The following is an 18,161-nucleotide window of genomic DNA, read 5'->3' as shown; positions in this document are numbered from 1 at the left end:
ACAACACGCGAAGCGGCGTTCCGGTCAGTCATCCGGGTGCCGCTCGGCGCGGGCGTCGGCGCGGCGGGCCCGGCCGCCCCAGAAGAGCGTGGCGCCGAGCAGCGCGAGCACCCCCGCCGCGGTCCAGACCAGCAGCCCGGTCAGCGACCAGCCGGCCGACCGGCGGTCGAAGTAGACCGCCGACTTGATCAGGTCGGTGGCCAGCCCGGGCACGTTCCACCGGTGCATCCCGCGCAGCGCGGCGGGCAGGAACTCGGGGGCGTAGATGCCGCCGGAGCCGGGGTTGCCGAGGATCACCAGCAGCAGGATGACGATGCCGGTGCCGAGCAGGCCGAGCCAGGCCTGCACGGCGGAGGCGATCATCGCGGCGGCGAAGACGGCCAGCGCGCCGACCGCGGCGACCGCCGGGATGTCGTGGTGCCACACGTCGAGGATCGGCCCGACCAGCGCCGCGCCGACGATGCCCAGGACGATCGAGTACGCCGCCAGCGCGGCCACCCGCAGCCCGGCCCGGCGCAGGCTCCGGGGCGAGGTGCCGGTCTTCAGGCCCAGCGCGGTGGAGGCGAGGTAGCCGCCGAGGACGTACCCCACGGCCAGGTAGAACGGCACCAGCCCGCGCGGGTCGGTGCTCTCCACCGGCACCTCGTCGGTCACCCGCAGCGACAGCTGGGCCTGCTGGGCGGCCTGCCCGAGGACCTGGGTGACCACCTCGGTGGCGGCCGGCGCCGAGGCGCTGGCGATGGCCAGCCGCAGCCCGCCGCCGGGGGCGGAGGTGAGCACGCCGTACACCTCGCGGGCGGTCAGCCCTTCGTCGGCGGCGCCCGGGTCGTCGTACTCGACCGGTTTGATCTTGTTGGTCTTCCCGCGGACCGCGGCCATGACGGCCTGGGCCTGCTGGTCGCCGAGGACCACCCCGACCGGCACGTCGCGCGGGTTGGGCTGGTGCAGCGCCCCGACGTACGCGGCGATGAACGCGGTGGCCAGCGCCAGCGTGCCGAGCAGCAGCGCCGCCGTGCGGGGCAGCCAGTCGCGCAACCGTTCCGACTCCTCGTCCACGCCGCCAGCCTATGGCCGGCTTCACCCGGCTTGTGGGGTTTCGCCGGGCTGGTACGTCGGGGCGGAAATCCGCTGGCGGGGCGGGATAGCGTCCGGACATGGGACTGCCGAACTACCCCCCGAAGCCCCGCCCCGGCGACCGCGTCGCCGTCGTCTCCCCCTCCGCCGGCCTGAGCGGGCTCTTCCCGCACGTGCACGAGCTGGGCCTGCGCCGGCTGCGCGAGGAGTTCGGCCTGGAACCGGTCGAGTACCCGACCACCCGGGTGATGGGCGCCGACCCGCGCGACCGGGCCCGCGACCTCACCGCCGCCTTCGCCGACCCGACGATCACCGCCGTGCTCGCCACCGTCGGCGGCGACGACCTGATCACCGTCACCCCGCACCTGGACGACGCGGTGCTGCGGGCCAACCCGAAGCCGTACTTCGGCTACTCCGACAACACCAACGTGCTCAACCATCTGTATCGGCTGGGGATCGTGGCCTACCACGGCGGGTCGGTGCTGGTGCACCTCGGCCGGCCCGGCAAGCCGCACCCGCTGACCTTCGACTCGCTGCGCGCCGCCCTGTTCACCACCGACTGGTACGACCTGACCCCCGCGCCCGAGTGGGGCGACGAGCCGAACCCGTGGGAGCGGCCGGAGACCCTGGCCGACGAGCCGGAGATGCTCCCCGGCGAGGGCTGGCGCTGGCAGGGCCCGTCGACCGTCGTGCAGGGCCGCAGCTGGGGCGGCTGCCTGGAGGTGCTGCACTTCCTGATGGCCACCGACCGGGTGCCGTCGAACGCGGAGCTGGCCGGTTCGGTGCTGTTCTTCGAGACCTCCAACGAGCTGCCCCCGGCCAAGCAGGTCTACCGGATCCTGCGCGACATGGGGGAGCGCGGGATGCTCGCCGGCTTCCCGGCGGTGCTGGTCGGCCGGGCCAAGGCGTGGGACTTCGACCGGCCGCACACTGTGCCGGAGCGGCGGGCCTGGACCGACGAGCAGCGGGCCGCGGTCACCCGGGCGCTGGCCGAGTACGCCGACGACCCGGTGGTGGTCTTCGACGTCGACCTCGGGCACACCGACCCGCAGCTGATCGTCCCGAACGGCGGCGAGGTCCGGGTGGACGCGGCCGAGCGGCGGATCTCGGTGCGCTACTGACCGGGCGGTGACCCGGAAACGGCGCCGTACGCGGGGCAGGGGGTTGCTGGGGCGTACGGCGCCGTTCGGGGTTCCCGACGACCGGCTGGGCCGGACGTCGGGAACCGGGTCGGGGCCCGCGGGCCCCCCCGAACAGGCCCGCAACCCCCGCGCCGGCGGTGCCGGCGTCACCGGGGTGACGGGTTCCATCGTCGCCCTCGGCCCGGCCACCGTTCTTGAACTTTCTTGCTCGGTTGCCGTCAGGGCTGGCGCGACTCGGACGCGGCCAGCAGCCGACGCAGCCGGGCCGGCGGATGACCCACCTGCGCCCGGACCACCCGGGTCAGGTGCGCCTGGTCGGCGAAGCCGTACTCGGTGGCCAGGCTCCCCAGCGGCCGGTCCTCCGGCTCGGCCAGGGTGTCGAGCACCGCGCGGACCCGCAACCGGTTCCGGTACGCGGTCAGGCTGCTGCCGGTCATCCGCTGGAAGACCCGGCTCAGGTGGTGCGGTGAGGCGCCCACCTCGCGGGCCACCTCGGCCAGGCCGAGGGTGAAGTCGGAGTTGGCCAGCACCTCGCGTGCCCGGTCGGCGAGCCGGCGGTGGGCCGCCAGGGTGGCCGGACGCCGCGAGACCACCCGCTCGACGTCGGCTTCCGCCCCGCCCGTCGCCAGACCGCTGTGCTGGAAGAGCCGGGCCAGGAAGCGGTGCGTCCGCTCGGCCGCCTCGAACCCGTCCAGGCCGCGCCGGAACTCCGCCACCAGCATCCGGTGCGCCAGGTCCAGCGCGGCGTCGGAGGAGCCGTCCCAACCGTCGCGGTCCAGCCAGCGCGCCGCGTCCGGCCGGTCGGCCAGCACCGCCGGGTCGACCTCCAGGCAGGTGTACGTGTCACCGCAGCCGTACGGGTGCGCCACGGCCATCTCGTCGCCCGGGCGGGTGAACGTGACCGAGGTGGCGTCGGCCAGCCCGGTGCGGCCGTTGAGCCACCTGCGGTACACCCCGGACCGGCCGAGCACGACCCGGTGGCGGTCCTCGGCGACCGTCGCCGTCCAACCGTGGTTCTCCACGATGCACTGGACCTGGTAGATCAGCATGCCGTCCGGGTGCCCCAGCACCCGCCAGCGGGCCGGGGTGGTCTTGCGGCGCGGGTCGCTGCCGGTTCCCTCAGCGGGCATGGTCCCCCCCAGGGTGCTCGTCGCCGTGGCGACTGATCGTTCCCAGAAGGGAATAGTGTCGGCCCGGGGCGCCCCGCGTCCAGCCCCGGTCCGGAAGCCCTGGTGGACGCCGAGGTGGGCGTCGAGGTGACCCGCCCGGGTCGGCTCAGCCGTCGACGACGGCGAAGGCGCGTACCGGGAAGGTGCCCATGCCGGACACCCGGGGCGGCGCGGCGGTGAACCGGAAGCCCTCCGGTGGCAGGGCGGCCAGCCCGGTGAGGTGCTCCACGATCGGGATCCCGGCAGCGAGCAGGGCGCTGTGCGCCGGGCGTTCGCCCGCCGCGGCCGGGCTCATGTCGTCGATGTTGACCGAGTCGATGCCGACCAGGGTCGCCCCCGCCTCCACCAGCCAGTCCGCGCCGTCCCCGGTCAGGTGGGGCGCGTCGGGGGCGGCGTACCGGTCGGTGCCGAAGTGGGCGTCCCAGCCGGTCTGCACCAGCACCGCCCGCCCCGCCACGTCGTACGGCGCCAGCATCAGCCGGTCCACCGCCGAGGTGCCGGCGGGCACCCGGACCACGACTCCGGGCAGGTCGACGAGCCGGTCCAGCGGGAGACCGGTGAGGTCCACCCCGTCCGCCCAGCGGTGCGACGGGGCGTCGACGTACGTGCCGGTGTTGGCGATCATGTCGATCCGGGCGACGTGGAACTCGGTGCCCGGTGCGTACCTGGCCCGGGACTCCTCCCGGGTCAGCCAGTCGGTGATCCGGGGCGGCTGCCAGCCGGGCAGGGTCACCATCCCGTCGGTGATCACGTGGCTCAGCTCGACCAGCCGCCGGCGGGACCCGCTGCCGAGCCCGGACACGCCCCGACCGCCCTCGTGCGGCTCCTCGACGATCGACCGGTCGCTGATCCGGACCTCGGCCACCATCAGCAGACCGAGATGCCGGACCAGCAGCGCGGCCAACTCCTCGTCGGTGATCTCCGGCCCCGGCACGTCCAGCCGGAACCCGTCGGTCCGCAGCCCGCCACCGTTCGCGAAGACGACCTCCGCGTCGAACACCGCCCGGTACTCCGTCATCCCCCCACCGCACCACGCCCCCGTCGACCGGTCAAGATCCTTTCCGCGGAGCCCGTGCCTGCCACGCTCCGAGCCCACCCGGTCCCGGTCCCACTACTTCATGGAAGGTGTCGTCATCCCGGCGATGGAGGCCACTCTTTCCAAGAAGTTGCGCGGATCTTGGGCGAGGGTGAGGGTGAGGGTGAGGGGCGGCGCGGCGCGGGCACGGTGGGCGCGTTGCGTTGCGTTGCGGGCGTGGGTGGGGTGCGGGGCGGGTGGGCCCGGATTGTCCGGGGAGGGGGATAGGCTCGACGAGGCAACCCCCCGTTCTGCTGGACGCGGGGTAGTCGCCGTGCGTCGATCCTCTGGAAGTGATGATCACATGCTCACCGGCCTCTTCTCCGCCGCCCTGGCCGACTCCGCCCTGAGCCGGGCGCGCGACCTCGCCCGCTCCGGCGCGGCGCAGGTCGACGGGCTCGACCTGACCGCGCCCGCCGCGCTGCGGCCGTTCGCCGTCGCGGCGGTCGCGGCCGACGAGCCGGCCGGTGGGGCCGGCCGACCGGTGCTGGCGGTCACCGCCACCACCCGCGAGGCCGACGACCTGGCCGCCGCGCTGGGCAGCCTGCTCCCGCCGGAGCAGGTGGCGGTCTTCCCGTCCTGGGAGACGCTGCCGCACGAGCGCCTCTCGCCGCGCTCGGACACCGTCGGCCGGCGGCTGGCCGTGCTGCGCCGGCTCGCCCACCCGGACGCCGCCGACGCGCACGGCGGCACCGGGCCGCTGCGGGTGGTGGTGGCGCCGATCCGGTCGCTGCTCCAGCCGCAGCTCAAGGGCCTCGGCGACCTGGAGCCGGTGCAGCTCGCCGCCGGCGAGGAGGCCGACCTGGAGGAGGTCGCCCGCCGGCTCACCGACATGGCGTACGCGCGGGTCGACCTGGTCACCAAGCGCGGCGAGTACGCGGTGCGCGGCGGCATCCTGGACGTCTTCCCGCCCACCGACGAGCACCCCTCCCGGGTGGAGTTCTGGGGCGACGAGGTGGAGGAGATCCGCACCTTCGCCGTCGCCGACCAGCGGACCATCGAGGGCGTGCCGCAGCTCTGGGCGCCGCCCTGCCGGGAGCTGCTGCTCACCCCGTCGGTCCGCAAGCGGGCCGCCGCGCTGGCGCAGGAGCACCCCGAGCTGGCCGAGATCCTGGACAAACTGGCCGAGGGGATCCCGGTCGAGGGGATGGAGTCGTTGGTCCCGGCGCTGCTCGGCGACGAGAGCCTGGAACTGCTCGTCGACACCATGCCGGGCGGCACCCACGTGCTGCTCTGCGACCCGGAGCGGATCCGCACCCGGGCGCACGACCTGGTGCGTACCTCGGAGGAGTTCCTCCAGGCCAGCTGGGCCGCCGCCGCGACCGGCGGGCAGGCCCCGGTGGACCTGGGCGCCGCCGCCTTCCGGACCCTCGGCGACGTCCGGGCCCGGGCCCGGACGCTGCGCCAGCCCTGGTGGACGCTGTCGCCGTTCGGCCTGGTCGCGGCGGACGGCGACGGTGCCGCGCGGCAGCCCTGGGAGGACGAGCCGACCGAGGTCGACGTCACCCCCGACGACGCGATCGCGGTGACCCTGGCCGCCCAGCCGGCCCCGCTCTATCACGGCGAGACCGCCCGGGTGGTCGAGGACCTGAAGCGCTGGGCCGGCGAGGGCTGGTCGATCGCGCTGGTCTTCGAGGGGCACGGTCCCGCCCAGCGGGCCGTCGAGGTGCTCCGCGACGCCGGCCTGGGCGCCCGGCTCACCGAGGAGGTGCCGGCCGCGCCCGCCCCCGGCGAGGTGCTGGTCTCCTGCGGCTGCCTGACCGCCGGCTTCGTCGACGAGGCGTCGCGGTTCGTGCTGCTCACCGGCAACGACGTCAGCGGCGGCCGGGGCACCTCCATGCGGGACGTGCGCAAGATGCCCAGCCGGCGGCGCAACACCATCGACCCGCTGGAGCTGAAGGCCGGCGACTTCGTCGTGCACGAGCAGCACGGCATCGGCCGGTACGTCGAGCTGGTGCAGCGCACCGTCAACGGCGCGAGCCGCGAATACCTGGTCATCGAGTACGCCGCCAGCAAGCGTGGCCAGCCCGGCGACCGGCTCTTCGTCCCCACCGACCAGCTCGACCAGCTCTCCCGCTACGTCGGTGGCGAGCAGCCCACCCTGCACAAGATGGGCGGCTCGGACTGGCAGAAGTCCAAGGCCCGGGCCCGCAAGGCGGTCAAGGAGATCGCCGCCCAGCTGATCCAGCTCTACGCCGCCCGCAAGGCGTCCAAGGGGCACAGTTTCGGCCCGGACACCCCGTGGCAGCGGGAGCTGGAGGACGCCTTCCCCTGGCAGGAGACCCCCGACCAGCTGGCCGCCATCGAGGAGGTCAAGCGGGACATGGAACAGACCGTCCCGATGGACCGGCTGATCTGCGGCGACGTCGGCTACGGCAAGACCGAGATCGCCGTCCGGGCCGCGTTCAAGGCGGTGCAGGACGGCAAGCAGGTGGCGGTGCTGGTCCCCACCACCCTGCTGGTGCAGCAGCACTACAACACCTTCGCCGAGCGGATGAGCCAGTTCCCGGTGGCCATCCGGCAGCTGTCCCGGTTCCAGACGCCGAAGGAGGCCGAGCAGACGCTGGAGATGGCCGCCCAGGGCACCGCCGACATCGTCATCGGCACCCACCGGCTGCTCCAGGCGGCCACCCGGTTCAAGTCGCTGGGCATGGTCATCGTCGACGAGGAGCAGCGCTTCGGCGTCGAGCACAAGGAGCACCTGAAGACCATGCGCGCCTCGGTCGACGTGCTGAGCATGTCGGCCACCCCGATCCCGCGGACCCTGGAGATGGCGATCACCGGCATCCGGGAGATGTCCACCATCGCCACCCCGCCCGAGGAGCGGCACCCGGTGCTCACCTTCGTCGGGGCGTACGACGACCGGCAGGTGGCCGCCTCCATCCACCGGGAGCTGCTCCGCGACGGGCAGGTCTTCTACCTGCACAACCGGGTCGAGTCGATCGACAAGGCGGCCCGCCGGATCCGCGAGCTGGTGCCCGAGGCCCGGGTCGCCGTGGCGCACGGGCAGATGGGCGAGGACGCCCTGGAGAAGGTCATGGTCGGCTTCTGGGAGAAGGAGTTCGACGTCCTGGTCTGCACCACGATCGTGGAGTCCGGCATCGACATCCCGAACGCCAACACGCTGATCGTGGAGCGGGCCGACCTGCTCGGCCTGGCCCAGCTGCACCAGATCCGCGGCCGGGTCGGCCGGGGCCGGGAGCGGGCGTACGCGTACTTCCTCTACCCGCCGGAGAAGCCGCTCACCGAGCACGCCCACGAGCGGCTGGCCACCATCGCCCAGCACACCGAGCTGGGCGCCGGCATGTACGTCGCGATGAAGGACCTGGAGATCCGGGGCGCCGGCAACCTGCTCGGCGGCGAGCAGTCCGGGCACATCGAGGGCGTCGGCTTCGACCTGTACGTCCGGATGGTCGGCGAGGCGGTCTCGGCGTTCAAGGGCGAGCGCCAGGAGGAGGAGGTCGACGTCAAGATCGACCTGCCGATCGACGCGCACCTGCCGCACGACTACGTGGGCGTGGAGCGGCTGCGGCTGGAGATGTACCGCAAGCTCGCCGAGGCGCGCGACGAGGACAGGCTGCGCGAGGTCGTCGCCGAGATGACGGATCGCTACGGCGAGCCGCCGGCCCCGGTGCAGAACCTGGTCGCGGTGGCCCGGTTCCGGCTGCTGGCCCGCCGGTACGGCCTGACCGACGTGTCCATGCAGGGCAAGCACTTCCGGTTCGGTCCGCTGCCGCTGCCCGACTCGAAGCAGATGCGGCTCAAGCGCTACCACCCGGACTCGGTCTACAAGTCGGCCACCGACCAGGTCAGCGTGCCGCGGCCGAGCACCCGACGGGTCGGCGGCGAGCCGCTGCGCGACCAGGCCCTGCTGGAGTGGTGCGCCCAGCTCCTCAAGGACGTGTTGGGCGAGCCCGCGGTCGCCCAACCGGCCGGGGCCGGGGCCCGGTGACCGGTCGGGGTGGGCGGCGTCACAGCGGGGTGGCGGGCGTGAGAGAGTGACCGTCATGCGTGCTCGCCGTCTTGTCGCCGTCGCCAGCGTGGCGGTCGGTCTCGTCGCCCTCTCCGGTTGCCGTACCGAGCCCGGTGTCGCCGCGTACGTCGGCGACCACCGGATCACCGAGGATGCGGTCACCACCATCCTCGACGAGCTGAAGGGGAAGCTCCCGACGCAGGAGCCCACCCAGGCCCCCGCCGGTCAGGAGTCCGCCGCACCGGCCGCCTCGCGGCTGCCGGCCCGCTCCCAGGTGGTCAGCACCCTGGTGCTGCTGGACGTCTGCAAGAAGGCCAGCGAGGAGAAGGGCTACCGCGCGCAGGGGCAGGTGCAGCCGCAGCAGGTCGCCCAGCAGTTCGGCCTGCCGGCCGACGCGGCGTACCCGCAGCGGGTCGCCGAGCTCTACACCTGCCTCTCCGGCGTGCCGGCCGGCGAGCCGGTGGCGCCCACCCAGGAGGAGCTGACCGCCCTGGTGACGGCCGGCAAGAAGGCCGGCGCGATCCCGCCGGAGGTGACCGTGGAGCAGGCCGCCGGCCAGCTCGACGGCGACCAGCTGCGCAGCGCGCTGGCCACCCGCAAGACGCTGGCCGAGGCGGTCACCGGGTACGACGTCACGGTCAACCCCCGCTACCGTCCGCTGGCGTTCCCGGTGCTCAGCTTCTCCGGTGACACCCCCGCGATCAGCGTGCCGCTGGGCGAGGCCGGCAACGACGCGGTGGTCGACGCGGGTTGAGCGGCGCCGCCCGGATCGTCCTGCTGGTCACCTCGCCCCGGCTCCCCGCCGGGCTGCTCACGGCCGCCGCCTGGGACGTCGTACGCTCCGCGCCGGTCCTCGCCGGGGCGGAGAGCGAGCAGGTCGCGGCCGTGCGCGCGGCGGGCGTCGAGGTCGTCGTGGTGGACGCCGGCGCGACGCAGGCCCTGCTGGACGCGGTGGCCGGGCACGGCACGGCGGTCTGGCTGGCCGGCCCGGGCGGCGACGAGTCGCTCGCCCGGGAGCTGGGACTGCGGCTGGCCCGCCAGCCGGGCCTGGCCGAGCTGGAGCTGATGTACGGGTCGTGGGACCCGCCGGGGGCCCGGCTGCTCGACGCCGTCGAGGTGATGGACCGGCTGGCCTCCCCGGGTGGCGACCCGTGGAAGCTCGCCCAGACCCACCGCAGCCTGGCCGGTTTCCTGATCGAGGAGTGCTACGAGGCGTACGACGCGATCAGCGCCGACGACACCGACGCCCTCCGCGAGGAGCTCGGTGACGTGCTGCTCCAGGTGCTGCTGCACGCCCGGCTGGCGGAGAACCTGCCCGAGGGCGAGCGCTGGACCGTGGACGACGTGGCGGGCGCCCTGGTGGACAAGATGGTCCGCCGCAACCCGCACGTCTTCTCCGGCGCCGAGACCGGCACGCTGGAGGAGATCGAGGCGAACTGGGAGCGGATCAAGCAGGCCGAGAAGACCCGCACGTCGGTGCTGGACGGCATCGCGCTGAGCCAGCCGGCGCTGGCCCTGGCGGCGAAGGTGCTGGACCGCGCCGGCCGGGTCGGCCTCGCCGTCCCGCCGCCGCTGGCCGAGTCCCAGGTGGACCCGGAGGCGAGACTCGGCGCCGGCCTGCTGGCCACCGTGGCCGCCGCCCGACAGGCCGGGATCGACCCCGAGGCGGCCCTGCGCCGAGCCACCCTCGCCTACGCCGAAGCCGTCCGCGCCGCCGAGCAGGAGCGGCCGGAAGAAGATCGGTAGGGTCGGGGGATGGAGTCCTTCGTGCCGCTCGCGGAGCGGATCGTCGAGGCCGTGCTGGAGAGCCGGCCGGGGTTGGCCACCTCCGTCGGCGACCACCGCTACGACGACCGGCTGCCGGACCTCTCCCCGGACGGCCTGGTCGCCGAGCGGGCCATGCTCCGCGACGCCGCCGACGCCCTCGCCGAGCTCGACCCCGACTCCCTCGACGTCGACCAGCAGGTGGACCACGCCCTGCTCAGCAGCCTGGTCGACCGGGGGCTGTTCGAGTCGACCGAGGTCCGCGCGCACGAGTGGGACCCGCTGCGGCACAACCCCGGCCCGCTGCTGCACGCCCTGCTGGCTCGCCCGTTCGCCCCGGCCGAGGTCCGGCTGGAGAGCCTCGCCGGCCGGCTGCGGGCCATTCCGGACGCGCTGGCGATCGCCCGGTCGACGCTGCGCGACATGCCCCGGGTGCATGTCGAGACGGCGGTCGGGCAGTTCACCGGGACCGCCGCGCTGATCCGCGACGAGGTGCCCGGGCTGCTGGCCGAGGCGCCGGCGCTGCACGGCACCGTCGAACCGGCCGCCACCGCCGCGATCGCCGCCCTGGAGGATTTCGTGGCCTGGCTGCGCGGCGGCCTGGCCGCCGACGCCGGGCCCGGGCGGGACCCGCGGCTGGGTCGCCGGCTCTGGGAGGCGCGGCTCTGGCACACCCTGGACACCGAGCTGGGCGCCGCCGAGGTGCAGCGCCGCGCGTGGGCGAACCTGGAGCGGGTCACCGAGGAGATCCGCGCCGCCGCCGTCGAGCTGGTCGGTGGGTCGGCCGACGACGGGACGGTCCGCCGGGCGCTGGACCTGCTCGCCGCCGAGCACCCCGACGACCACACCATCGTGGGTCTGGCGTCGGTGACGTTGGACGAGGCGAGCGACTTCGTCCGGGCGCACGACCTGGTCAGCCTGGTCGACGACCCCTGCGTCATCCAGGAGATGCCGGAGTTCGCGCGGGGGGTCGCGGTGGCGTACTGCGACTCGCCGGGGCCGCTGGAGTCGGCGCCGCTGCCGACCTTCTACTGCATCGCGCCGACCCCGGCGGACTGGCCGGCGCAGCGGGTCGAGTCGTTCTACCGGGAATACAACGACCACATGATCCGCAACCTGACCGTGCACGAGGCGATGCCCGGCCACTTCCTCCAGCTCGCCCACGCCCGCCGCTACGCCGGCGACACCCGGGTCCGGGCGCTGACCGAGTCCGGCGTCTTCATCGAGGGCTGGGCGGTCTACGCCGAGGAGCTGATGGTCGGTCGCGGCTTCGGCGGGCTGCCGGTGCGGTTGCAGCAGCTCAAGATGCAGCTGCGGATGACCATCAACGCGCTGCTCGACCAGCTCGTGCACTGCGAGGACATGACCGAGGCCGACGCCATGGCGCTGATGACCGAGCGGGGCTTCCAGGAGGAGGGCGAGGCGGCCGGCAAGTGGCGGCGGTCCCTGCTCACCTCGACGCAGCTCTCCACGTACTTCGTCGGCTACAGCGAGATGGCCGAGATCGGCGCGGCCCGCCCGGACGGCGTGTCGGTGCGCGAGTGGCACGACGACATGCTGGCGCACGACTGCCCGCCGCCGCGCCACCTCCGCACCCTGCTCGGGGTGTAAGGAAGGGCCCCCTCTTAACGCTTTCGGTAGAGCAGGGGCCCCTTCTTAACACTCCGGGCGGCCGCGCTGGCAGCGCCCGAGCGGTCACGGCCGCGCGGCGACCGCGTCGATCAGCCAGCGGGAGATCGAGTACGCGGGCGGCAGCTCCGCCGGCAGCGCGTCCAGCGGGAACCAGCGCGCCTCGGTCAGCTCCCGCCGGTCGACCTGCGGCTCGATGGTGGGGTCGGCCACGGTGGCGGTGAACCCGGCGAGCAGGGTGCCCGGGCCGGACATCGCCCACGGCTGGCTGCCGAAGTAGGCCACCCGGTCCAGGGTGAGCCCGACCTCCTCGCCGACCTCCCGGTGGGCGGCGCCCTCCAGCGTCTCGCCGGCCTCCACGAACCCGGCGACCAGCGCCCAGAGCTCCGTCGGCCCGTACGCGTGCCGGACCAGCAGCAGCTGGTCGGGGCGGCCGGCCGGTCCGGGGCGGGTGATCGCCACCAGCACCGCGACCGACAGCGGCAGGAACGCGGTCAGGCCGCAGTCGGGGCACCGGCGGGCGGACTCACCGGGGACGTCGGCCAGCTCCGCCCGGCAGGCCCCGCACCACCGGTGCGTACGCCGGAAGCCGACCACGGCCAGCGCCCGGCCGGCGAGGGTGGCCGACGGTTCGGCAACGGTCGCGGCGAGCCGGCGCCAGCTGTGCCAGCTCCCGGGCAGCGCCTCGGGGTCGGTGACCGCGGCGGTCCACACCGGAACCCCGTCCAGGGTGCCGACCGGCAGCCAGTCGGAGCGGTCCGGCAGCTCCCCGATCCGGGGGAAGGAGCCATCCGGGCCGGTGAGCACCCTGTGCCCGGCGACGGGCACCGCCAGGTCGGCCGGGGCCGGCGGGGTGCCGGTTCGCGCCCCGGGCAGGAATCCCGCCCCGGCCCGGCTGGCGGCCGGCCCTGCACCGGAGGCCGGGCCCGCGCCGGAGCCCGGCGTGGTTCCGGCCGGGTCGGTCACGGCGTGGTGGTCCGCTGGTCCACCACGCCGGCGCCGGCGGGCGGCGCGAAGGCGGCGGGGTCGACGGTGTCGGTGTACCGGCTCAGGGTCAACTCGGTCGCCCGGCCGGCGATGCTGCCGGTGAAGCTGCCGAGCACGCCGTCACCGGTGACGCAGGTGGTGAAGTCGCCGGTCGAACGCTTCACGTCGACGCAGGTGGCGTGGTGACCGGCGACGGTGGTGTCGGTGGCGCTGACCGTCGCGGCCGGGTCGAGGGCGGCGTCGGTGAGCAGCCGGATCACGCCCGGCGGGGTGACCAGCCCGCGCTTGGCGGCCTCGTCGTAGACCGGCACCGAGGGCTTCCCGGCGGTGGCCACCGGCGGCAGCACGGTGCAGGCGGTCCGGCCGGCGCTGTTGTCGCAGCGGGTGAGCGCGTCCTGGGTGACCGTGATCTTGCCGTCCGGCCAGGTGTACGCGGACGCGAGCGGCTTCTGGGTCTGCGCGATGGAGGCGGTGCCGCCGTCGGGGAGCCGGTACTCCGCGGCCCAGGTGCCGGCGAGCGCCTCGTCCATTCGGGACGCGAGGTCGTTGACGAGGTCCGCCCGGTCCAGCCCGGTGCCGGCCTCGTCGAGCGCCTGGCAGCCGGTGACCGAGAGCGACGCGATGACCGACACGGCGAGCAGACGGAAGGGTCTCAACACGGCGGGCATGCCGACCAGCGTGGTCGATCGGGTCCGCCGGATGCAAACCGGTTGCCGGTTGAGGCCCGAGAATACGGGAATGTCCGTGTCACCCGTCGTCGTGGACGGCTCCGGCCCCGAAGGCCATGCGGGAGGGCGGGGACCGATACGCTGCGTTCAACACCTGCCTCAGCCGCACCGTCGCGGCCCATACCGGACCGGAACACACAAACGAGGAGCGACTCAGTGGCAACCATCGAGGGAATCGTCGCCCGGGAGATCCTTGACTCGCGGGGCAACCCGACGGTCGAGGTCGAGGTCGGGCTCGACGACGGCACGATCGCCCGCGCCGCGGTGCCGTCCGGCGCCTCCACCGGCGCCTTCGAGGCGGTCGAGCTGCGCGACGGTGACAAGGACCGCTACCTGGGCAAGGGTGTCGAGAAGGCCGTCTCGAACATCGAGGACAAGATCGTCGACGAGCTGATCGGCTACGAGGCCAGCGAGCAGCGGCTGATCGACCAGAAGATGCTCGACATCGACGGCTCGGACAACAAGGGCGCGCTGGGCGCGAACGCCATCCTGGGCGTCTCGCTGGCCGTGGCGAAGGCCGCCGCCGGCAGCGCCGAGCTGAGCCTCTTCCGCTACCTGGGCGGCCCGAACGCGCACCTGCTGCCGGTGCCGATGATGAACATCCTCAATGGTGGCGCGCACGCCGACTCGAACGTCGACATCCAGGAGTTCATGATCGCGCCGATCGGCGCGCCCACCTTCCGGGACGCGCTGCGCTCCGGCGCGGAGGTCTACCACGCGCTGAAGTCGGTGCTGAAGAAGAAGGACCTGTCGACCGGCCTGGGCGACGAGGGCGGCTTCGCGCCGAACCTGCCGACCAACGCCGCCGCCCTGGACCTGATCTCCGAGGCGGTGGAGAAGGCCGGCTACCGGCTCGGCACCGACATCGTCTTCGCGCTCGACGTGGCCGCCACCGAGTTCTTCGACAACGGCAGCTACACCTTCGAGGGCAGCGCGAAGAGCGCCGAGGAGATGAGCAACTACTACACCAAGCTGGCCGGCGACTACCCGATCGTCTCGATCGAGGACCCGCTGGCCGAGGACGACTGGAGCGGCTGGGCCACCCTGACCGCCGCGCTCGGCGACCGGATCCAGATCGTCGGCGACGACCTGTTCGTCACCAACCCGCAGCGCATCGCCCGGGGCATCACCGAGAAGGCCGCCAACGCGGTGCTGGTGAAGGTCAACCAGATCGGTTCGCTGACCGAGACCCTGGACGCGGTGGACCTGGCCCACCGGGCCGGTTTCAAGTGCATGATGAGCCACCGGTCCGGCGAGACCGAGGACACCACCATCGCCGACCTGGCCGTCGCCACCGGCTGTGGCCAGATCAAGACCGGCGCCCCGGCCCGCTCGGACCGGGTGGCGAAGTACAACCAGCTCCTGCGCATCGAGGAGGAGTTGGCCGACGCGGCGCGGTACGCCGGTGCCGGCGCGTTCCCGCGCTACCGTTCGGCCTGAGGCCGGGCACGCTTCGGGGGAGGGGTGTGAGGATGCCGCAGCGTCGCACACCGGGGGGCCAGCGTCCCGCCCGCCGGCCGGGTCAGCCCGGTCGGCCGGGCGCGGCCCGGATCCGGGTGCCGGCCCGCGAGGGCGGGGTCCGCGCCGAGCCGCGCGCCGCCGCCGGCCGCGCGCCCGGCGCCGCCCGGGGCACCGACGGCGTACGCCGTCCGGGCGCTGCCCGCCGTACCGCCGCGGGCGGCACGGTCCGGCGGCTCGCCGCACCCCACCCCCGACGCTTCACCGGGCGCGCCACCGTGCTCTTCGCGGTGCTGATCGCGCTCGCCCTGGCGTACACCTATCCGGTTCGCGTCTATCTCGACCAGCAGACCGACATCGAGCGGATGGAGGCGGCGCAGGCCGCCCAGCGCGAGGAGATCGCCGAGCTGTCCGAGCGGGCCGCCAAGTGGCGGGACGACGAGTACATCAAGATCCAGGCCCGGGAGCGGTTCTTCATGGGCAAGCCCGGCGAGAAGATCGTGATCGTCCTGGACGACCCGGCCGGCGCCGCCCGGGACGCGGGCGCGGGCAAACCGGCGGCCCGGCCCGCCGCCCCGGACACCTGGTACGACACCCTGTGGTCCAGCATCCGGGCGGCGAACGACGACCGCGCCGGCAAGTGACCGCGCACCACCCGCGCATTGACGAAAGATGGACACCGTGACTGTCGTACCCCCGCCGGATCCCGCCGCGGACTCGGTCACCCCGCCGCACCGGGAGCCGGCGACCGAGGCCGACCTGGCCGCGGTGGCCGCGCAGTTGGGGCGTACGCCCCGGGGCACCCGGGCGGTCGCCCACCGCTGCCCGTGCGGCCTGCCGGACGTGGTGGAGACGACGCCCCGGCTGGCCGACGGCACGCCGTTCCCGACGCTGTTCTACCTGACCTGCCCCCGGGCCACCGCGGCGTGCAGCCGGCTGGAGTCGGCGGGGCTGATGAAGGAGATGGCGGAGCGGCTGGCCGAGGACCCGGAGCTGGCCGAGCGCTACCGGGCCGCGCACGAGGACTACCTGGCCCGGCGGGACGCGATCGGCGAGGTGCCGGAGATCGCCGGGATCTCCGCCGGTGGGATGCCTGGCCGGGTGAAGTGTCTGCACGTGCACCTGGGGCACGCGCTGGGCGCCGGGCCGGGGGTCAACCCGTTCGGCGACGAGACGCTGGCGCTGGTGGAGAAGTGGTGGGCCGCGGGCCCGTGCGTGGACGTGCCGGCGGCGCAGTGAGCGTGGACCCGGTGCTGGTCCGCCGGGCCCGCACCGGCGACGTGCGGGGCATCCGGCGGCTGGTCGACACGTACACCGACGACCGGCGGCTGCTCAGCAAGGCCACCGTCACCCTCTACGAGGACGTGCAGGAGTTCCGGGTGGCGGTGGACGCCGACGGGACGGTGGTCGGCTGCGGCGCGCTGCACGTGATGTGGGAGGACCTGGCCGAGATCCGCACGGTGGCGGTGGACCCGGCGTGCCGGGGTCGCCGGATCGGGCACCGGATCGTCGCCGAGCTGATCGACGCGGCCCGTGAGCTGGGTGTGGCCCGGATCTTCGTGCTCACCTTCGAGACCGAGTTCTTCGGGTCGTTCGGCTTCCGGGCGATCGACGGGGCGCCGGTGCCGCAACCGGTCTACGAGCAGCTGCTGCGCTCGTACGACGAGGGTGTGGCCGAGTTCCTGGACCTGGAACGGGTCAAGCCGAACACGCTGGGCAACACCCGGATGCTGCTGCGCCTGTGACCCGTCAGGTCAGCAGGAGTTGGACCAGGACCAGCACGGCCACCAGGTCGGGGCCGCGGACGACCCGGCGGACCAGGTCGACCGGGATCATCGCGACCGGGGTGTCCACGATCGGGCCGTCGTAGCGCATCGGCGGCCGGGTCGCGGTGCGGTACGCGGCCGCCACGATCCCGGCCAGCAGCAGTCCGTCGACCGGACCCACCGTCGGCCGGACGACCGGGAGGGTCGCCGCGTACCAGACCAGCGCGCCGACGGCCGGCACGACGACGTGCGCCAGCCGCAGCAGGGTGTCGCTGCCACCGAGGGTGCGGCGCAGCCCGGCGGACCGGCTGACGGTGCGCAGGCCGCCGGTCAACCGGTCGGCGGCGAGGTAACCGAGCACCACCTGCCAGGAGCCGGCCGAGGCCGGTAGCGCCACCGCCACGGCGTACATGGTCAGCAGCAGCGCCGCCCAGACCGGCAGCGCGCCGGGGTGTCGGCGCAGCCGGCGGAGCTCGGCCCCGACCAGCACGGCGAACCGCCCGCCTCGGCGCAGCGGCCGGCGGCGCACCCGGCCGATGGACCGCCACCGCCGGCGCTGCACCAGGTTCTCGATCATCGTCGGGTCGAGCAGGACGGCCGCGCTGGTGGCGGCCCCGGCGAACTGCCCGCCGCTGATCAGGGACGCCCGGTCGACGCGGCCGAGCGCCCGGTACGCCCGCCGGACCGCCCACCCGGCGACCGGTACGCCGAGCACGGCGACGGCGGCGGTGAGCGGCAGCGACAGCTCCGGGACCGGCCGGTCGAGGAGGTGGCCGGTGACTACGAGCAGCGCGACCGCGCCGGCCGAGCCGAGCAGCACCCGGTCGACGAGCCGGGCCCAGCGTGGGTCCCGGGGCGCGGCCTGGGCGACCACCGCCCCGGCGACGGCGACGGTTCCGCTGGCCGCCCCGGCCAGCGCCGACCAGAGCAGGTCGACCGGCCGGTCCGGGCCCGCGACGACGGCGGCGCCGAGCCCGAGCAGTCCCGCCCCGAGGGCCGTCGCGCCGACCAGCGCGGCGGCCCGGGGCAGCAGCAGGGCCGCCCGGTTCACCGGCGCGCTGAACAGCCAGGACTGGGCGGCCGGCGACACCAGCAGGGGGCCGGCCTCCCGGAGGATCCGCCAGGCCAGCCCGGTGGCGGCGAGCGCCGCGGCGACGGCGATCCAGTACCGCTCGCCCGGGTCGCCGGGTACGCCGGCCGGCGAGTCGAGGTAGCGGCGGACCGCGGTCAGCCCGAACCACCCGTACATCGCCACGAAGAGGACGACGACATAGACGTCGGTGAGCACGTCGCCGAGGGACGTCTCGTGGTGCCGGCGGCGGGCGCGGCGCAGCCGGGCCCGGACCTGCCCGGCGCGGGGGGCGGGACTCGGGGGAGCGCTGGTGGTCGCGGCCAT

General features: G+C 74.5%; 15 protein-coding genes. 9 read left to right on the top strand and 6 right to left on the bottom strand.

What is annotated here, in order from left to right:
• Window positions 1-24: 24 nt before the first annotated feature.
• Window positions 25-1,056, bottom strand: coding sequence for an ABC-2 transporter permease (locus GA0070564_RS03130; RefSeq protein WP_091602145.1), 1,032 nt, complete (start codon window positions 1,054-1,056; stop codon window positions 25-27).
• Window positions 1,057-1,154: 98 nt separating this feature from the next.
• Here GA0070564_RS03130 and GA0070564_RS03125 point away from each other — a divergent pair, with 98 nt between their 5' ends.
• Window positions 1,155-2,195: a S66 family peptidase gene (locus GA0070564_RS03125; protein WP_091602142.1), complete on the top strand. Its 1,041-nt coding sequence runs from the start codon at window positions 1,155-1,157 to the stop codon at window positions 2,193-2,195.
• A 239-nt stretch (window positions 2,196-2,434) separates the two neighbouring features.
• Here GA0070564_RS03125 and GA0070564_RS03120 read toward each other — a convergent pair whose 3' ends face one another.
• Both GA0070564_RS03120 and GA0070564_RS03115 read right to left on the bottom strand, forming a co-directional pair.
• Window positions 2,435-3,346 (bottom strand): helix-turn-helix domain-containing protein, encoded by a 912-nt coding sequence (locus GA0070564_RS03120; RefSeq protein ID WP_091602139.1) that lies wholly within the window; start codon window positions 3,344-3,346, stop codon window positions 2,435-2,437.
• Window positions 3,347-3,491: 145 nt separating this feature from the next.
• Window positions 3,492-4,403 (bottom strand): cyclase family protein, encoded by a 912-nt coding sequence (locus tag GA0070564_RS03115; protein WP_091602136.1) that lies wholly within the window; start codon window positions 4,401-4,403, stop codon window positions 3,492-3,494.
• 361 nt (window positions 4,404-4,764) lie between these two features.
• Between GA0070564_RS03115 and mfd the strand changes: the two genes are divergently transcribed.
• The 4 genes from mfd to GA0070564_RS03095 are packed head-to-tail and all read left to right on the top strand — an operon-like array spanning window position 4,765 to window position 11,808.
• Window positions 4,765-8,412 (top strand): transcription-repair coupling factor, encoded by a 3,648-nt coding sequence (gene mfd, locus GA0070564_RS03110; protein ID WP_091602133.1) that lies wholly within the window; start codon window positions 4,765-4,767, stop codon window positions 8,410-8,412.
• A gap of 55 nt (window positions 8,413-8,467) precedes the next feature.
• Window positions 8,468-9,187 carry a hypothetical protein gene (locus tag GA0070564_RS03105; protein ID WP_091602130.1) on the top strand — a complete coding sequence of 240 codons (720 nt, stop codon included), beginning with the start codon at window positions 8,468-8,470 and terminating at the stop codon, window positions 9,185-9,187.
• On the top strand, window positions 9,184-10,179 hold the full coding sequence (locus tag GA0070564_RS03100; RefSeq protein ID WP_091602127.1) for a nucleoside triphosphate pyrophosphohydrolase: 996 nt from the start codon (window positions 9,184-9,186) through the stop codon (window positions 10,177-10,179). The genes GA0070564_RS03105 and GA0070564_RS03100 overlap by 4 nt, the downstream gene beginning before the upstream one ends.
• A 9-nt stretch (window positions 10,180-10,188) precedes the next feature.
• Window positions 10,189-11,808 carry a DUF885 domain-containing protein gene (locus tag GA0070564_RS03095; protein ID WP_091602123.1) on the top strand — a complete coding sequence of 540 codons (1,620 nt, stop codon included), beginning with the start codon at window positions 10,189-10,191 and terminating at the stop codon, window positions 11,806-11,808.
• Window positions 11,809-11,892: 84 nt separating this feature from the next.
• Here the strand turns inward: GA0070564_RS03095 and GA0070564_RS03090 are convergent, their stop codons facing one another.
• Together GA0070564_RS03090 and GA0070564_RS03085 are read right to left on the bottom strand one after the other, a co-directional pair.
• Complete coding sequence (locus GA0070564_RS03090; protein ID WP_091602120.1) at window positions 11,893-12,792, bottom strand: NAD(+) diphosphatase; 900 nt, start codon at window positions 12,790-12,792, stop codon at window positions 11,893-11,895.
• A complete protein-coding gene (locus GA0070564_RS03085) occupies window positions 12,789-13,481 on the bottom strand; it encodes a hypothetical protein (RefSeq protein ID WP_091602117.1) in 693 nt (230 codons plus the stop codon). Before GA0070564_RS03085 ends, GA0070564_RS03090 begins: the two co-directional genes overlap by 4 nt.
• A 216-nt stretch (window positions 13,482-13,697) precedes the next feature.
• Here GA0070564_RS03085 and eno point away from each other — a divergent pair, with 216 nt between their 5' ends.
• The 4 genes from eno to GA0070564_RS03065 are packed head-to-tail and all read left to right on the top strand — an operon-like array spanning window position 13,698 to window position 16,744.
• Window positions 13,698-14,981 (top strand): phosphopyruvate hydratase, encoded by a 1,284-nt coding sequence (gene eno / locus GA0070564_RS03080; protein WP_091602114.1) that lies wholly within the window; start codon window positions 13,698-13,700, stop codon window positions 14,979-14,981.
• Window positions 14,982-15,013: 32 nt separating this feature from the next.
• Window positions 15,014-15,643 (top strand): FtsB family cell division protein, encoded by a 630-nt coding sequence (locus GA0070564_RS03075; protein ID WP_091602111.1) that lies wholly within the window; start codon window positions 15,014-15,016, stop codon window positions 15,641-15,643.
• A 37-nt stretch (window positions 15,644-15,680) separates the two neighbouring features.
• Complete coding sequence (locus GA0070564_RS03070) at window positions 15,681-16,238, top strand: DUF501 domain-containing protein (RefSeq protein WP_091604442.1); 558 nt, start codon at window positions 15,681-15,683, stop codon at window positions 16,236-16,238.
• Complete coding sequence (locus tag GA0070564_RS03065; protein ID WP_091602108.1) at window positions 16,235-16,744, top strand: amino-acid N-acetyltransferase; 510 nt, start codon at window positions 16,235-16,237, stop codon at window positions 16,742-16,744. Before GA0070564_RS03070 ends, GA0070564_RS03065 begins: the two co-directional genes overlap by 4 nt.
• A gap of 4 nt (window positions 16,745-16,748) precedes the next feature.
• Here GA0070564_RS03065 and GA0070564_RS03060 read toward each other — a convergent pair whose 3' ends face one another.
• Window positions 16,749-18,161, bottom strand: a complete 1,413-nt coding sequence (locus GA0070564_RS03060) for a DUF6297 family protein (protein ID WP_091602105.1) — start codon at window positions 18,159-18,161, stop codon at window positions 16,749-16,751.

The organism is Micromonospora mirobrigensis, assembly GCF_900091555.1.
In the GTDB taxonomy this organism is placed as follows: Bacteria; Actinomycetota; Actinomycetes; order Mycobacteriales; family Micromonosporaceae; genus Micromonospora; species Micromonospora mirobrigensis.
The sequence above is the reverse complement of the archived record's forward strand: the minus strand, read 5'-3'. Positions and strand labels throughout refer to the sequence as shown.